The organism is Nocardia abscessus NBRC 100374 (genome assembly GCF_000308455.1).
GTDB classification, from domain to species: Bacteria; Actinomycetota; Actinomycetes; order Mycobacteriales; family Mycobacteriaceae; genus Nocardia; species Nocardia abscessus.
Window position 1 is genome coordinate 72,751 of sequence record NZ_BAFP01000063.1, and the last position, 16,287, is coordinate 89,037.

The 16,287-nt window shown below is 70.6% G+C and carries 17 protein-coding genes; 7 read left to right on the forward strand and 10 right to left on the reverse strand.

Translation table 11 applies throughout. The annotated features are described in order from the left end of the window. Positions 1–88: 88 nt before the first annotated feature. The 8 genes from ON19_RS12150 to ON19_RS12185 form a co-directional block, all read right to left on the reverse strand. Positions 89–1,525 (reverse strand): GuaB1 family IMP dehydrogenase-related protein, encoded by a 1,437-nt coding sequence (locus ON19_RS12150; RefSeq protein WP_043690337.1) that lies wholly within the window; start codon positions 1,523–1,525, stop codon positions 89–91. Between the two features lie 53 nt (positions 1,526–1,578). Beyond that, positions 1,579–2,424: a DMT family transporter gene (locus tag ON19_RS12155; protein ID WP_043690245.1), complete on the reverse strand. Its 846-nt coding sequence runs from the start codon at positions 2,422–2,424 to the stop codon at positions 1,579–1,581. A gap of 4 nt (positions 2,425–2,428) precedes the next feature. Continuing rightward, complete coding sequence (locus ON19_RS12160; RefSeq protein ID WP_043690248.1) at positions 2,429–4,030, reverse strand: DEAD/DEAH box helicase; 1,602 nt, start codon at positions 4,028–4,030, stop codon at positions 2,429–2,431. A gap of 178 nt (positions 4,031–4,208) precedes the next feature. After that, entirely contained in the window at positions 4,209–5,147 is a 939-nt protein-coding gene (locus ON19_RS12165) for a M56 family metallopeptidase (RefSeq protein ID WP_043690250.1), read from the reverse strand. A gap of 43 nt (positions 5,148–5,190) precedes the next feature. Continuing rightward, positions 5,191–5,583: a BlaI/MecI/CopY family transcriptional regulator gene (locus ON19_RS12170; protein WP_043690252.1), complete on the reverse strand. Its 393-nt coding sequence runs from the start codon at positions 5,581–5,583 to the stop codon at positions 5,191–5,193. Positions 5,584–5,654: 71 nt separating this feature from the next. Continuing rightward, positions 5,655–6,554, reverse strand: coding sequence for an ABC transporter ATP-binding protein (locus ON19_RS12175; protein ID WP_043690253.1), 900 nt, complete (start codon positions 6,552–6,554; stop codon positions 5,655–5,657). After that, positions 6,551–7,561, reverse strand: coding sequence for a FecCD family ABC transporter permease (locus tag ON19_RS12180; RefSeq protein WP_083899321.1), 1,011 nt, complete (start codon positions 7,559–7,561; stop codon positions 6,551–6,553). The genes ON19_RS12175 and ON19_RS12180 overlap by 4 nt, the downstream gene beginning before the upstream one ends. 74 nt (positions 7,562–7,635) lie before the next feature. Continuing rightward, positions 7,636–8,682, reverse strand: coding sequence for a FecCD family ABC transporter permease (locus tag ON19_RS12185; RefSeq protein ID WP_043690257.1), 1,047 nt, complete (start codon positions 8,680–8,682; stop codon positions 7,636–7,638). Between the two features lie 132 nt (positions 8,683–8,814). Between ON19_RS12185 and ON19_RS12190 the strand changes: the two genes are divergently transcribed. From ON19_RS12190 to ON19_RS41325, 7 genes are all read left to right on the forward strand, one after another. Then, positions 8,815–9,522, forward strand: coding sequence for a hypothetical protein (locus ON19_RS12190; protein WP_043690259.1), 708 nt, complete (start codon positions 8,815–8,817; stop codon positions 9,520–9,522). 382 nt (positions 9,523–9,904) lie between these two features. Beyond that, positions 9,905–10,711: a carbonic anhydrase gene (locus ON19_RS12195; RefSeq protein WP_227954873.1), complete on the forward strand. Its 807-nt coding sequence runs from the start codon at positions 9,905–9,907 to the stop codon at positions 10,709–10,711. A 99-nt stretch (positions 10,712–10,810) separates the two neighbouring features. Beyond that, positions 10,811–11,200: a PaaI family thioesterase gene (locus tag ON19_RS12200; protein WP_227955040.1), complete on the forward strand. Its 390-nt coding sequence runs from the start codon at positions 10,811–10,813 to the stop codon at positions 11,198–11,200. Positions 11,201–11,276: 76 nt separating this feature from the next. Then, the gene (locus ON19_RS12205; RefSeq protein WP_043690264.1) at positions 11,277–11,579 is read left to right on the forward strand and encodes an urease subunit gamma; all 303 of its coding nucleotides are present in this window, start codon (positions 11,277–11,279) and stop codon (positions 11,577–11,579) included. A gap of 56 nt (positions 11,580–11,635) precedes the next feature. Then, positions 11,636–11,947, forward strand: coding sequence for an urease subunit beta (locus tag ON19_RS12210; RefSeq protein WP_043690266.1), 312 nt, complete (start codon positions 11,636–11,638; stop codon positions 11,945–11,947). Between the two features lie 59 nt (positions 11,948–12,006). Then, the gene (locus tag ON19_RS12215; RefSeq protein WP_043690342.1) at positions 12,007–13,728 is read left to right on the forward strand and encodes an urease subunit alpha; all 1,722 of its coding nucleotides are present in this window, start codon (positions 12,007–12,009) and stop codon (positions 13,726–13,728) included. A 310-nt stretch (positions 13,729–14,038) separates the two neighbouring features. Further along, a complete protein-coding gene (locus tag ON19_RS41325; RefSeq protein ID WP_157229679.1) occupies positions 14,039–14,479 on the forward strand; it encodes a hypothetical protein in 441 nt (146 codons plus the stop codon). 215 nt (positions 14,480–14,694) lie between these two features. Here ON19_RS41325 and ON19_RS12225 read toward each other — a convergent pair whose 3' ends face one another. Then, positions 14,695–15,237, reverse strand: a complete 543-nt coding sequence (locus ON19_RS12225; protein ID WP_043690269.1) for a YaeQ family protein — start codon at positions 15,235–15,237, stop codon at positions 14,695–14,697. 39 nt (positions 15,238–15,276) lie between these two features. Then, complete coding sequence (locus ON19_RS12230; protein ID WP_043690345.1) at positions 15,277–16,164, reverse strand: DUF2268 domain-containing putative Zn-dependent protease; 888 nt, start codon at positions 16,162–16,164, stop codon at positions 15,277–15,279. Between the last annotated feature and the right edge of the window lie 123 nt (positions 16,165–16,287).

Below are 16,287 nucleotides of genomic sequence, written 5' to 3' on the forward strand. Positions count from 1 at the left end.
CGTGGTGCCGGTGTCCGGCAACCACCATGCTACCGGCCCACCTGCCGAGCAGCGTGGGCCGGTGCCGGTGTGATGCGCGTGTCGGCGCTCACCAACCGCTGGGCAGCGGGCGACCCTCGGCGAATCCGGCCGCGGACTGCACACCGAGCACGGCCTTGTCGTGGAATTCGGTGAGCGTGCGTGCCCCGGCGTAGGTGCACGCGCTGCGTACACCCGAGCAGATGTGGTCGATGAGGTCCTCGACACCGGGGCGCTCGGGGTCCAGCCGCATCCGCGAACTGGAGATGCCCTCTTCGAACAGCCCCTTACGCGCGCGGTCGAATTCGCTGTCGGAGGCGGTGCGGGCGGCGACGGCCCGCTTGGACGCCATGCCGAAGCTCTCCTTGTAAGCGTTGCCGTCGCGATCGACGCGCAGGTCGCCGGGGGACTCGTAGGTACCGGCGAACCAGGAGCCGATCATCACGTTGGACGCGCCCGCGGCCAGCGCGAGCGCCACGTCGCGGGGATGGCGCACGCCGCCGTCGGCCCAGATGTGCACGCCGAGTTCCGCGGCGGCGGCCGCGCATTCGGCCACCGCGGAGAACTGCGGACGGCCGACGCCGGTCATCATCCGGGTGGTGCACATGGCGCCGGGCCCGACACCGACCTTGATGATGTTCGCGCCCGCCTCGGCGAGATCCCTGGTGCCCTCGGCGGACACTACGTTGCCCGCGACCAGCGGCACGCCGAGCCCGAGATCACGCACGGCGGCGAGGGTTTCGAGCATCTTGGCCTGGTGACCGTGCGCGGTGTCGATGACGAGCAGGTCGGCGCCCGAATCCACCAGGGACTTGGCCTTCGCGGCCACGTCGCCGTTGATGCCGACCGCGGCCGCGACGCGCAGCTTGCCCGTGGCGTCGACGGCGGGCTGGTAGATGCCCGCGCGTAGGGCGCCGGTGCGGGTCAGCACCCCGGCCAGGGTGCCGTCCTCGGCGGTGAGCACGGCGAACTCGGCGTGCTCGGCGTGCAGCAGGTCGAACAGATCGCGTGGGGTGGTGGCGGCGGGGGCCCGCACGAAATCGGTGTCCGCGACCTCACGCAACCGGGCGAAGCGGTCGACATCGGCGCAGGCGGCCTCGGTCACCACGCCGACCGGGCGTCCGCCGTCGGTCACCACCACCGCGCCGTGCGCACGCTTGTGCATGAGGGCTACTGCCTCGGAGACCGAGCGGTCGGGGTCGAGGGTCACGGGGGTGTCGGCGGTGAGCGAGCGGCTCTTGACGAAGGCGATGGTGTCGGCGGCCGCGGTGATCGGCAGGTCCTGCGGCAGCACGACGAGGCCGCCGCGACGGGCCACGGTCTCGGCCATTCTGCGCCCGGCGACGGCGGTCATGTTGGCCACGACGATCGGGATGGTGGTGCCGGACCCGTCGGTGGTCGACAGATCGACGTCGAAGCGCGACGCGACGTCCGTCCGGTTCGGGACGAGGAAGAGGTCGTCGTAGGTCAGGTCGTACGGCGGCTGATGACCGGGGAGAAAGCGCACTCGACCGATCATAACCGGGAGCCGACCGGCGCGGGCCCTTCTGCGCGAGCGCCTCAGGCGGCCGCCTGGGAGCGGGACAGCGAGACGGCGGTGGCGCACATGACGAGCACGGCGACCACGACGACGACGAGCCCGCCCGCGCCGGTTTGCAACCGCTCTTCCAGCACGGCGAAGCCGATGAATGCCGCGGCCAGCGGCTCGGCGATGGTGACGGCGGGCAGCGATGCGGTGAGCGGGCCGACTTGGTACGCGCGCTGCTGCAGGTACACGCCGACGACGCCGGCCGCGATCAGCGCCCAGGTCTGCCAGGCGCCGAGCACGTGGCCGAGGCCGTGATCGAACAGATCCGTGACGTAGGAGGTGACGGCTGCGGCCAGCCCGAACAGCGCGCCGCTCGCCACGCCCAGCAGCAGCGCCCGCAGGCCCGGGTCGCGCGCGGTGACGCCGCCGACCATAGCGGCGGCGATCAGGCCGAGCAGGATGCCCAGCGGGATGAGCCAATCGCGCAGCGGCGCATCGGCATTGCCCGCGGTCGGGTTGCCGACGAGCAGGAAGCAGGCCAGCGCGGCGGTGAGCGCCAGGGCGGTCGCCCAGGTGCGGGGCGGCACGCGGCGGTGATTGAGCCGGGCGGACAGCGGTAGCGCGAACACCAGCGCGCTCACCAGGATCGGCTGCACCAGCAGAACCGCGCCCAGGGCGAGGGCGGCGACCTGCATGGCGTATCCGCCCGCGTCGCCGACGACGCCGCCCCACCAGCGGGGACTGCGCATCAGCGCGCGGATCAGCGACTCACCCTCCGGCACCGCGGCCGCCGCATGCTGCTGCGCGACGGCGGCGATGGCGAAGAACAGCGCGGCCAGTAGGGCGCAGACGACGGCGGCAGCCGTATGGGTGGACACCAGATTAGTTTGCTGCCCGATTGCCTCGGTTCGGTGGCTGCTGGGTTCGCGCGGCGCGTCGCCGTGTCCGCCCGGGCGTGTCGCCGGAGGCGGGGCTACCGGCGCGACCGGAGAACGCGCCCGTGCTGCCCGAACTGCGGGTGGGAGCGCCGGTGGCCGGGCTCGCGCCGCGTCCGACGGTGTTGCTCGTGGCGGGTTTCGCGGTGCCCCGGCGGCGGGCGGGCGCGGTGGCCGATTCGCCGCCGCGGCCCGATCCGGCGGCCGACCGGCCACCGGGCTGCTTCGGCGAACCGCCGCCGCGTCCGACGGCCGCCGTCGGCTCACCGCGCTTACCTGGCTTGCGCCGTGCGGGTTTCGCGGCAGCCGTGGCCGCCGCGGTCACGGGCGCGGCCGCCGCCGCGATCGGAATACCGGAGGGGCGGCGGGCGCCGGTGATCTCGATCAGCGTGCGGTCGCCGGGGCGGACCTCCACGCCGTCGATCTCGACGCCGGCCTTGCGGGCCATCGCCTCGACCTCGCGGCGCTCTTCGTTCATCACCAGCGTGACGACCACGCCGTCCTCGCCCGCGCGGGCGGTGCGCCCGGCCCGGTGCAGATAGGCCTTCGGCTCCGGCGGCGGGTCGACGTGCACGACCAGGGAGATCCCGTCCACGTGGATGCCGCGCGCCGCGACGTCGGTGGTGACCAGCACCGGCACCGAGCCGTCGGCGAACGCGGCGAGGGTGCGGGTGCGGTTGTTCTGCGCCTTGCCGCCGTGCAGCGCGCCTGCGGGGATGCCCGCGCCGCGCAGCTGTTTGGCGAGCCGGTCGGCGCCGTGCTTGGTGCGGACGAACATGATGGTCAGCCCGTCGCGGGCGGCGATCTCGGTGGCGACCGCCCGTTTGGCGACCTTGTCGCCGACGTACAGCAGATGGTGCGACATCGTGGTGACCGATGCCGAGGCCGGCGCGGTGGAATGCGTGACGGGGGCGCGCAGGTAGCGCTTGACCAGCTTGTCGACCTCGCCGTCCAGCGTGGCCGAGAACAGCAGGCGTTGACCGTCGCGCGGCGTGCGGTCCAGCAGCTTGGTCACCTGCGGCAGAAAGCCCATGTCGGCCATGTGGTCGGCCTCGTCGAGCGCGGTGATCATCACCTCGGACAGGTCGGCGGCCCCCTGTGCGAGTAGGTCGGCGAGTCGCCCGGGTGTGGCGATGAGCAGGTCGACGCCGCGGGCGAGCCGGTCGGCCTGGCGCTTGATCGGGGCGCCGCCGACCACCGAGGCCACCCGCAAGCCCAGCGAGAGCGCCGGTTCGTCGAGCGCTCGCTCGATCTGCGCGGCCAGCTCGCGGGTCGGCACCAGCACGAGTCCACGCGGTCGGCCCGGCTTGGCCGAGGCGCCCATCAGACGGGCGAGCATCGGGAGGCCGAAGGCCAGGGTCTTCCCGGAACCGGTCGGCCCGCGGCCGAGCACATCCTTGGCGGCAAGGACGTCCGGCGCCGTGGCGGCCTGGATCGGGAACGGCGTCTCGATGCCCTCGCGCCGCAGTGCTTGCACGAGCACGGCGGGCAGGCCCAGGTCCGCGAAGGTCGCGGTGGGCGCCACGGCGACGGTGGTCGAGGGGGTCACGAGGTGGGTGTGCCTTTCGTCGCACAGCGCGTTCGGCAGCGAACGCGCTGTTCGGTGGGAGGAGAGCGGTGCGCGATGCGGTTCACCGCGCTGCGGCTCGGGTCGTGACGCGCGCCGCGTGGAACGAGAGGGGTGGCCGACCGGAGTGGACCGAGTGTCCAGGATACGTGCTCGGGAGTCAGCCGTTGAACAGCCGACTCAGCTCCACCAGCCAGGGTACGGCTACGGCGAGCGTGGGCACCACCAGAATGGCGGCCGAGCCGAGGTAGGCGGCCGCGGCGATGCGGATGTCGCCGATCCGCTCGCTGAGCCGCTGGATGCGGATGAGCGTGGTGGGACCGCCCGCGGCGAGGGCGCCTTGCGGCGCGGTGGATTTCGCGCACGCGACGAGGGCGCGGGCGAGCGGCTTCGGCCCGGTGACCTTGACGGCCGAGTCGTCGGCGAGCAGTTCGATGAGCAGCTTCACCGAGCCGAGGGCGGCCTTGCTGCGCACCACCCGCGGGAACGCCTCGTGCACCGCCGTGAACGCCTCCAGCACGAGATCGTGCCTGGCCCGCAGGTGCGAACGCTCATGGCTGACGATGGCGGTGACCTCGGCGTCGGCGAGGTTGGTCAGGGTGCCCTCGCTGAGCACGACGCGCTGGCGCAGGCCGGGCAGGCAGTAGGCGATCGGCTCGGTGGCGGCCAGCACCCGGATGTCGGCCGCGCGCCGGTGCGGACCGCTCTGGTCCAGCAGGTCGACGAGCATGCGGTGGCGCGCCCGCCGCCTGCGGGTGTGCACGCCGACCCGGACGACGGCGTAGATCAACCGGGCGCCGACGAGCAGCGTCAGCGCGAAGACGAACACGTATGCCAGCCACAGGGGCAGGCCGAGCGCGTCGATCTCCCGGGTCGGCGCGGTGGTCGGGCGGCCGTCGGGGCCGGGCACGAGCAGCTCGGCGGCGATGGCCAGCCCGGATCCGAACGCGCTGAGCACGGCGGCGAGCGCGATGGCCTGCCAGAGCACCAGCGCTGCGCGGGGTGTCCGATAAGTCCAGGTCGCCCGGCTGAGCAAGGCCGGGGCGGGCCCTGCGAGAAGCAATGCGAGTCCGGCGAAGACCGGCGCGGTTGCGTTCATCGACTCAGCTCACTGCGTTGTGGGGCCAGGGCGCCCGAGGAGTCTACTGCGGCGGCGGTGGCGAGTCCTCGGTTGCTTCGAGCTTAGCGAGTGCTTCGCGCAATGCGGCAGCCTCGTCCTTGCCGACCTGTTCCACGAAGTGCACCAGCGCGGCGGCGCGGCTGCCCGCTGCGTCGGCCTGTTGCAGCGCGTCGACCATCAGACTGGCCACGAGTTCGTCGCGGGTGTGCACCGGCGCGTAGCGGTGCGCGCGGTCGTCGCGCCGCTGCACCACGAGGTTCTTCTTCGCGAGGCGTTGCAGCACGGTCATCACCGTGGTGTACGCGAGCTCGCGGCGTGCGGCGAGCGCCTCGTGCACCTGCCGGACCGTTTGTGGTTCGTCGGCCGACCACAACTGGTCCATGACCGCTTTCTCGAGTTCACCAAGACCTGCCATCCCACAATTTTAGGTACTCAACGACGAGGATGCGTACTACAGGGTGTCGTAACCATGAAATAGCTGGTGTGTCATTTCTCATAGGGCGCGGATTCCGGCCCTCCGGCAGCCGGTCCGCCCACTTTTCCGCGCACGTGCCTCGCGCCGATCGGCACGATCATCGGCCGGCCCGACACGGGGTCTTCGAGCACCGTGGCGTCCAGGTCGAACACCTCGCGCAGCAACTCGACCGACATCACCTCCTCCGGCGCGCCCGCGGCGACGACACGCCCGTCGTGCATGACCACCAACTGGTCGCTGTAGCGGATCGCGAGGTTGAGATCGTGCAGCACCATGACGACGGTGCGTCCCAGATCGGCGTGCAACCGGTCGACCAGGTCGAGCACCTCGATCGAGTGGGCCAGATCCAGATAGGTGGTCGGCTCGTCGAGCAGCAGGATGTCGGTGCCCTGGGCCAGCGCCATGGAGATCCAGGCGCGCTGGCGCTGGCCGCCGGACAACTCGTCGAGCGCGCGGTCGGCGAGGTCGGCGATCCCGGTTTGTTCCAGCGCGGTCGTCACCTCGGACTCGTCGGTACCCGACCACTGCCGGAACCAGGACTGGTGCGGGTGGCGCCCGCGCGTGACCAGATCGGCGACGGTGAGTCCTTCCGGAGCGACCGGCGACTGCGGCAGCATGCCGACGATCCGGGCGACGTCCTTGGTCCTCATCGTCGAAATGGCCTTGCCGTCCAACAGGACCCGGCCTTCCCGCGGGCGCAGCAGGCGGCCGAGTGAGCGCAGCAGGGTGGACTTCCCGCAACCGTTCGGTCCGATGACGGTGGTGACCACGCCGGGGGCGATGGCCAAGCTCAACCCGTCGACGACCACCCGGTCGCCGTAGCCGAGCGTGACGCCCTCGGCGCCGAGCCGGTGCCCCGGAGCGCTCGCCTGCCCCGGGGCTTCGGGGGTGGTGATGTCCGCGATCGTCATGACAGCGTCGCCTTCCGGTTCATACGCACGAGCAGGTACAGCAGGAACGGGCCGCCGACTGCCGCGGTGACGACGCCCACGGGCAGGTCGACCGGGAACAGCGTGCGGGACGCGACATCCGCGCCGACCACCAGGATGGCGCCGAACACGGCGGAGCCGACGAGCGGTTCGCCCGGGGTCCGCAGCAGGCGTCGCGCGATCTGCGGCGCCGCGAGGGCGACGAAACCGACCGGCCCGACCGCGGCGGTGGCCACCGAGGCGGCCACGACGGCCGCCCCGATCAGGATGACCTGCTGGGTCTGGATCCGCACCCCGAGCGCGCGCGTGGTGTCCGCACCGAGGCGCAGCGCGGCGAGGGTGCGGGCCGAGCCGAGCGCGACGAGCGCGGCGACGCCCGTGGCGATCGTCGCCGGTGCCAGATGGTCGGCATCGGCCGCATTGAGCGATCCGTTCAGCCACAGTTGCGCGCGCTGGGCGTCGGTCAGGCTGGCGCGGGTGAGCAGCCAGTTGATGCCCGCCATCAGCAGCGCGTTGACGCCGACGCCGATCAGCACGAGTCGTAGCCCGGTGGCGCCGTAAGCGCCGGTGGAGGTGCGGCCCCAGGCGAGCAGGTAGATGGCCGCGGCGGTGAGCAGGCCGCCGGCCAGCGCCGCCAGTGGCGCGCCGACCGAAGCGGCCAGCCCGGTGTTCGCGCCGGTGGTGACCAGCACGGCGACCGCGCCCAGGCTCGCGCCCGAGGTGATGCCGAGCATGTCCGGAGCGGCCAGCGGGTTGTGCAGGATCGACTGGGTGATCGCGCCCGAGAGTCCGAGCGCCAGGCCGACCACGAGCGCGGTCAGTGCGCGCGGCAGCCTGGATTCCAGCACGATGAACCGCTGCGCCCTGGTGCCGCCGCCGGTCAGCACGTGCAGCACGCGCGCGAGGGGCAGGTGGGATTCGCCCACCACGATGTCCAGGCAGAAGAGTCCGAGCGCCAGCACGATCAGAATCGCGACGATCAGCACCATTCGCGGTCGCAGCACCGCCGACACCGGGCCGACGCGCAGAGCGGGTCGTGCATTCGTGGCTCGCCGCGAAATCGTCACAGGTTCACCAGCTTTCGCCTGCGTACGAACGCGAGGAAGAACGGCACGCCGAGCACGGCCAGCATCGCCCCGACTTCCAGCTCGCCGGGCCGGGCGACCAGACGTCCGGCCACATCGGCGATCAGCAGCAGCAATGCGCCGAAGAGGCCGGAATACGGGACCAGCCACCGATAGTCCGGTCCGGTGAACATCCGCGCGAGATGCGGCACGACGAGACCGAGGAAGGCGATCGGTCCAACGGCCGCTGTCGCCGCGCCCGTCAGCAGCACGATGGCCGCGAGCCCGAGTGCGCGGGCCCGGCCGATATGCATGCCGAGCCCGCGCGCGACGTCGTCGCCCAGGCCGAGCAGATTCAGTCCGGGCGCTGCCAGGACCGCCAGCAGCACGCCTACCGCCAGGAACGGCAGCACCTGCCAGAACACCGCCGCGTCGCGGCCCGCGACCGTGCCGATCACCCAGAATCGGTAGGTGTCCAGCACCTGCGCGTCGAACAGCACGACGGCGTTCGTCATCGCCTGCAGGAACGCGGTGATGGCTGCGCCGGCGAGCACCAGGCTCAGGGGGCTCGCCTTGCCGCCGCCCACGGAGGCGGTGCCGAACACCACCAGTCCGGCGAGCAGCGCTCCGGCGAAGGCGAACCAGATGTATTCCTCCGGCGCGCTGAAGGCGAACAGGTACACGCTCAGCGCCGCGAGAAACGCTGCGCCGGCGTTGAGTCCGAGCAGCCCGGCGTCGGCGAGCGGGTTGCGGGTGTAGCCCTGGATGAGCGCGCCCGCTATGCCCAGGGCCGATCCGCAGACCAGCGCCAGCGCGGTGCGGGGGAGCCGCAGCGCGCGCACGATGTGTTCTTCGGTGGAGTCGGCCGCGCAGGCGAAGGGCCCGCCGGGGCAGGTGAGCGCGTGGTGCACGGCGTCGTACACGGTTCCGGGCGCGAGCGAGCGCGCGCCGACCGCCACGCCGGCGAGCACGGCGAGCAGGAGCAGGACGGTCGAGACGAGAAGTCCGGAAAGACGTCGCCTCCGCACGGTGGCAAGGAAGGTCACAGCGACGAGGTGCTCCTGAAATCAGCGGTACGGTTGCTAAGAATGGTAAGCCTAACCTATCTTTCGCTGACGAACGGGCATGGCCGATTGTCCGCCGCGCCGCGCGACGGAGCCGACTCCTGAGGAGGTCCGATGACCGAGCTCATCACCACGCCATATCGATCGATGACGGCGTTCGGCCGCGCCTGTACCCGGCTGCGCGCGCTGCAACCGGAGCATCCGCGGGTATACGCCGTGGCGGCGATGGCGGAGCAGGGTAAACGGCGCTGGTGGCAGCTGTCGGACGGAGTGCGCGAGGGGCGCGTCGAACTCATGTACCGGCGGCACGCGGCGGAGATGATCAGTGCCGACATCGCCGCGGAAGTGGTTGCCACGGCGCTGATCCACGCGATCGTCGGACGGGTGGTCGCACTGCTCGTCGCGGAAGGGCGGGCGTGGGATCCGGGATTGGAGAACCTCTGGATTCATAACGACAACGATGGCGGAATCGACTGGGCGGGGCTGTCGGACACCACGATTCGGGTGCTCGACGGTGATTCGCTGGCCGGCGAGGCGGGTGTGGTCGCTCTGCCCTGTCCGGAAGCGATGTACGTCTGGCTCGCGCATCGTTGCGAGTCGGCGCTGACCGTCGTTCAGCAGAACATGGCACGCTGCTCGGGTTTGAGCGCCCGCCGGTTCTGGTCTCTCGTCGGTGAATCCGTGGCGGGCGCTTCGACTTACGTGCCCGATCTCGCTCGGACCGATTCCGCTGCCGGGGTGCGGCGCGGGCAGGGACTGCTGGCGGCCATGGCCGGGCGTGGACTTCCGGTGCGCCGCTCGGGGTATTGCTTAGTTAGGTAAGCCTGGCCTATACTCATACTCGGCGTACGGATCGCGTGAGAGTCCCGAGGGCTGCGGTGACCCCCGATCCCTTGCCGCGGCGGGCTCCCCCTTCGGGTGGGGCCCGCCGCTCTGTTCCGGTGTGAAGTACGTCGCCCGGCTCTGGCGCGCCGCCTGTCCCGGATCTACGCTGACGCCGACACGAACGCTGAACCCGCTGCACACCAAGGGTATTCGTCGTCCGGCTGTCCCCGGCGGGTCACCGTCGCGCCGCGGATCCGCCGGTGCTGTGTCGCGATCATCGGTGCGCACCGTCGCGCGCCGTCCTGAGCCGTCGATGCGCTCGTTCGCCTTGCCGCGCAGGCGTTCACGGTGGCTCACCGGTTGCTCGAGGGGTTGCCACTTGCTCACCATCAGACCGTCCCGGTCCCTCCTGGCCGTGCTGGCCGCGGTACTCCTGCTGCCCGCCTGCGGCTCCGACGCGCGGCAGGCGTACAGCCCCGCGCCCCCGCCCGCGCACGCCGCGCCGCACTGGGACTACGACGCCGAGGGTCCCGACCATTGGGCCGACCTGGATCGGGACTATCTGACCTGCAAGAGCGGCCATCAGCAGTCGCCCGTCGATCTCCCGGGTCATGCCCGGCTCGAGCTGTCCGAACACATCACCATCGACTACCACTCGGTGCCCGCGGTGACCCTGCTGAACAACGGGCACACCGTGCAGGCGAATCTCCCGGCGGGCAACGGCAATCGCGTCGTGGTCGACGGCGTGCCGTTCGAACTCGCGCAGTTCCATTTCCATCTGCCGAGCGAGCACACCGTGGACGGCGTCGGCACGACGATGGAAGCGCACTTCGTGCACAAGAGCGCGGCGGGCGAAGTAGCCGTGCTCGCCGTGCTCTTGCAAGCCGCACCGGAGCCGTCGGCCTTCGCGCCGATCCTCTCGGTCGCGCCGCAGGCGGTGGACGCCGCGACCGTCGCGCCGGGCCCGATCGACCTGCGCTCGATGCTGCCCGGTGTCGCCGATCAATACCGCTATCAGGGTTCGCTCACCACCCCGCCGTGCAGCGAGGGCGTCTCGTGGACGGTGCTCGGCAGCCCGGTCGCGGTGGCCGCGGCCGAAGCGGATCGGTACCGGACGCTGTTCGCACACAGCAATCGCCCGACGCAGCCGTTGAACGGACGGACGGTCACGCTGGCCGGCGGGTGAGGCCCCCACGGCGGGCGGTGCGCGCTGTGCGACAGTGATTACATGACACAGCAGGAGACCCAGCAGGTCGGCTCGCTGGCGGATGTCACGCCCGAGCAGATGAACGCCTACAGCGAAGGCACCTTCGCCGACCTGATCGGCCTGCGCTACACCGAGCTGAGCCCCGACCGCGTGCGCGGTGAGTGGGTTGTCAAACCGCATCTGTACCAGCCCGCGGGCATCCAGAACGGTGGCGTGTACTGCACCGTCATCGAGACGCTGGCCAGCATCGCCGGTGGTGTCTGGTTCGGCGACCAGGGCACGGTGGTCGGCGTGAACAACAACACCGACTTCCTGCGCGCGGTGCGCGAGGGCACGCTGTCGGGCGAGGCGACTCCGCTGCATCGCGGCAGGCTGCAGCAGCTGTGGCAGGTCGTCATCACCGACGAGGAGGGTCGCACCGTGGCCCGCGGCCAGGTGCGGCTGCAGAATCTGCCGCGTCGTTCCTGAGCGCTCGTCCGGCGACGGCGGAACGGGCGTGCCAGAATGTCCGTCACCTGCCATTGCGAACCGGTGAGGAGCCCGGATGCGACTGTCACCGCACGAGCAGGAACGCCTGCTGCTCAGCTACGCCGCCGAGCTGGCCAGGCGCAGGCAGGCCCGCGGACTCAGGCTGAACCACCCGGAGGCGGTGGCGCTGATCACCGACCACGTGCTGGAAGGCGCGCGCGACGGCCGCACTGTCGCCGAGCTGATGTCCTCGGGGCGGACGGTTCTCACCCGCGCCGACGTGATGGAAGGGGTGCCGGAGATGATTCCCGACGTCCAAGTCGAGGCGACCTTCCCGGACGGCACCAAACTCGTCACCGTGCACCACCCGATCGGTTAGGTGGCCGGTATGCACCACCCGAGCGAGGTCCTCCGCGGAGCAAGGCGAGGCCCGGCATGATTCCCGGCGAATATTTCTGCGCCGAGGGCGTCATCGAACTGAACTCCGGCGCGGATCGTCTCGAACTCGACGTGATCAATGCCGGTGACCGGCCGGTACAGGTCGGCAGCCATGTGCACTTCCCTCAGGCGAACGCGGCGCTGGACTTCGACCGAGCGGCCGCGCACGGCCGCCGCCTCGACATCCCGGCCGGGACCGCGGTGCGCTTCGAACCCGGTCTCGGGCAACGCGTCCGGCTCGTGCCGCTGGGCGGCGCTCGCGAAGTCCACGGGATCACCCTGACCCCACCGGGCCGTCTCGATGACTAGTCCGGGTGCCCGGCCGGGGCATGCGGGAATTCGTACGCGGGCTCAGGAGGCAGGACGCGATGAGTGAGCTGAGCCGGAAGCGGTACGCCGAGTTGTTCGGGCCGACGACGGGCGACCGGATCAGATTGGCGGACACCGATCTGCTGATCGAGATCACCGAGGACCGCAGCGGTGGGCCGGGGCGCGCGGGTGACGAGGCCGTGTTCGGCGGCGGCAAGGTGCTGCGCGAATCCATGGGACAGTCCCGCGCCACGCGCGCCGAGGGCGCTCCCGACACCGTGATCACGGGCGTGGTCGTCATCGATCACTGGGGAATCATCAAGGCGGACATCGGGATTCGCGACGGGCGGATCAGCGCGATCGGCAAGGCGGGCAACCCCGACATCATGGCCGGGGTGCATCCGGACCTGGTGGTCGGCCCGTCCACCGAGATCATCGCGGGCAACGGCCGCATCCTCACCGCGGGCGCGATCGACTGTCACGTGCACTTCATCTGCCCGCAGCTACTCGAGGAGGCGCTCGGCGGCGGCATCACCACCCTCATCGGCGGGGGCACCGGTCCGGCCGAGGGCAGCAAGGCGACCACCGTGACGCCCGGCGCATGGCATCTGGCGCGGATGCTCGAGGCCACCGACGCCTGGCCGGTGAACATCGTGCTGCTCGGCAAGGGCAACACCGTCAGCGCCGAGGCCATGTGGGAGCAATTGCGTGCCGGGGCATCGGGGTTCAAGCTGCACGAGGACTGGGGCTCCACGCCCGCCGCGATCGATGCCTGCCTCACCGTGGCCGACGCGGCGGGGGTGCAGGTGGCGCTGCACTCGGACACCTTGAACGAGGCCGGTTTCGTCGAGGACACCCTCGCGGCGATCGCGGGCCGCGGCATCCACGCCTACCACACCGAGGGGGCAGGCGGCGGGCACGCGCCCGACATCATCACCGTCGCCGCCCATCCCAACGTGCTGCCCAGCTCGACCAACCCGACGCGCCCGCACACCGTCAACACCCTCGACGAGCACCTGGACATGCTCATGGTGTGCCATCACCTGAGCGCGTCGATCCCGGAGGATCTGGCCTTCGCGGAGAGCCGCATCCGCCCCTCCACCATCGCGGCGGAGGATCTGCTGCACGATCTCGGCGCCATCTCGATGATCGGCAGCGATTCGCAGGCCATGGGCCGCATCGGCGAGGTCGTGCTGCGCACCTGGCAGACCGCGCACGTGATGAAGCGCCGCCGCGGCGCGCTGCCGGGTGACGGCGCCGCCGACAATGCCCGGGTGCGGCGCTACGTCGCGAAATACACCATCTGCCCCGCCGTGGCGCACGGCCTGGACCACGAGATCGGTTCGGTCGAGGTCGGCAAGCTCGCCGACCTGGTGCTGTGGGAACCCGCGTTCTTCGGCGTCCGCCCGCACGCCGTGCTCAAGGGCGGGGCGATCGCCTGGGCCGCGATGGGCGATGCCAACGCCTCCATCCCGACGCCGCAGCCGGTGCTGCCGCGCCCCATGTTCGGCGCCGCCCCGGCGGCCGCGGCCGCGACCTCGCTGCACTTCGTCTCCGAGCAGGCGATCGAGGACGGCCTCGCCGACCGGCTGCGGGTCCAGCGCAAGCTGGTGCCGGTCGGCAACGTCCGGGGCGTGACGAAGACGGACCTACCGCACAACGACGCCATGCCCCGCATCGAAGTCGAGCCGGACACCTTCACCGTCCGCATCGACGGCGAGGTCTGGCGCGAAGACCCCGCCACCGAATTACCCATGGCCCAACGCTATTTCCTCTTCTGAACCCGCCGCCACCTCGCCGGAGCGTGCCTACTCGCCCCCATCGACACCTGCCCCAATACGGAAACGGACCCGCACATACGCGGCGCGAAGGCGCACCGAATGAGATTCGCCGAGCCCTACACCGAATAGACCAACCCGACGAGTGGCACATGGCTGTGGCGAATCGCGAGAAGGGCTCACGCTCATGTACCACTCGTGCGGTAGACATCGGGGCGGCGGCCGCGTGACGCGCGTATAGTCCGGGAGCCCGGTTCTGGAGTAGATGGAGGGCAGTATGGGTTGGCCGGCTGAGCGGGGGGTGGTGCGCCGGATGGTCGTGGGTGTTGTCGGGGCGGTGACGCTTCTGGCTGCGATGTTCGCGACCTCCGCTGCCGCGCCGGTGCCGTCGGGTAGCGGGTCGGCCGAGCCGCAGGCGTCGGGGGGCACGGTCGTCTTGAACGATTACTGCCAGGAGCGCGGCGCGGCCGGTCGCCTGGCCGACGGGCGGACCGTCTACTGCACACAGGTGCAGGGCACCGACGTGCTCGTGTGGTCCTACAGTCGGGATCCCATCCCTCGCGATCCCAACACGCGCGGTTACACCTGTGACGGCGATGCTTGCCGTTGGCCCGACGGCACACACGTCCCGAACTATCAGCGATGCGGACTTCTCTGCGGCGAGCCTCCTACCAGTGGTGACATGCAGAGCGGGCTTTACGACTGCTTCGTGACGGGAGCGGCGTTCGAAGAGTGCGAACGTCGACTTCGATGAGTTGGGCTACGAGCCGGTATCGCGTCGGCGTGCCGACGAGAGTATTCCGCTGTGTCACATCGCGCTGATACTCAGGGAGGCGTACGACGCTGATGCGGAAGGCCGGTTGGACCTGGTGCGGGTGCCCCTGCCGGGCTGGTGTCCGACGCCCTCCGCCCGCTGCGATCGCCAACAGACGTCGTTGCTCGATCGGGGGCGCTGCACCGACCGGAAGATCACCCGAGCCGGTGCTCCTCCACAGATGTGCTCAGCCCGGTGCCGTTGAGATCCAGGTACAGCAGGCGTTCGGTGATCGACAGGGTGAGGGTGTTGCGCCGTTCGATCGCCGTGACGGCGGCATCGATGAAGTCGCGGCCGAAGCTGTAGAGCGGAATCGCTTCGGCGCGATGGATGCGCTTGCCGGTGAATTGCGCCAGCACCTTGGCGGGGTCGCGGTGGGTGTAGACAGCGACACGTTCGGCCAGCTTGCTGCCTCGATGCACGCGCTCCGCGTCGGGAGCGCCGACTTCGATCCAGGCGGTGAGGCGTCCGGTGAGATCCCGCACCAGCACCGCGGGCTCCTCGGTGGAGGAAACCCCGCCGTCACTGAAGGCGATGCCCTCCTCGTATTCCAGGCAATAGGCCAGCACGCGCGTCAGCATGAACTCGGCGGATTCGGACGGATGCCGCGCTACCCGCAACTCCAGCTCCTGGTAGACGCCCCGATCGACGTCGGCCAGGTGGACGGCGAAGTTGTGCAGTGTCGCGCTGAGTGCCATAGGTGCAGGAGCTTAGCCCCCACCTCGGGCTACCGGTGATCAGTCCTCGCGGTGCAGCGCGGTAGCGATGATCGCCGAGGCGTCGGCGTGCAGCGCCTGTGCGGCGGTCTGGCCCGTGGCCGCCAGGTAGGCGTCGACGAGCCTGTTGCCGGCGGCGTATCCGGCTCCGGTGGGCAACCCCACCGGGGCAGCGCCGAACCGTTCCGCGGTCGCGTCGCCGTGCACCCACGCCGTGAAGTTCTGCATGCCGGTCACGCCGAGCCCGGACACGACCTTGGCGAAGACCGCGTCGTCGCGTAGATGGGGCACGCCGATGCGGGCGTAGCCGAGTTCGTCGCCGTAGAGCTGGCGGGCGAACGCATCGGCGAGGCCTTCGGAGACCACGTGCTCGCCGACGGTGACGGTCGCCGGGTCCCAGACGACCCCACCCGGGCTGTAGCGCAGATTGTGGTTGAGTTCGTGCACGACGGTCGCCTCCAGCCGCGCCACGTTCTCGGGGAAAGGCCACAGCGTGATGACGATGTAACCGGAGATTCCGCCGTTGCCGGTCAAGCCGAGGACGGGACCCATGAAGTGGGCGTCGCCGGGGTCGCCGAGTACGAACAGCACGGTGATGTCCGGTACCTCCAGCTGCGGGGTCGCCGCCAATTGCACGGCGACGGCGTCGTCCAGCGCGCGCCGGATCCGGTCCCAGGCCCCGGCCGCCGCCAGCGTCTCGAGCGCGTCGAGACAGCGCTCCGCGTCTCGGTCCAGCGGGAACCCGGACGAATGGTGATGCATGGCCACCAGGTCGACGTCTCCGGGGAAGTACCGGTACATGCCCTTCATCGGCTCGAGCATCGTGTGCAGCAAGGCGGCGCGATCCGCGGCAGGAGCCCGGAGGATCTCTTGCATCGCCGAGTAGGTATCGAGAACGGTGATCGTCATGACCCGCGACACTAAACATTGCCGCACCGTCGAGGTCAACTCGATTAATCGTCCGATGACGATCGACGTGCGCTTCCGGGATCAGCAGCGGTTGTCCGGTTCCGTTGCGGAAAGGGTGACGAC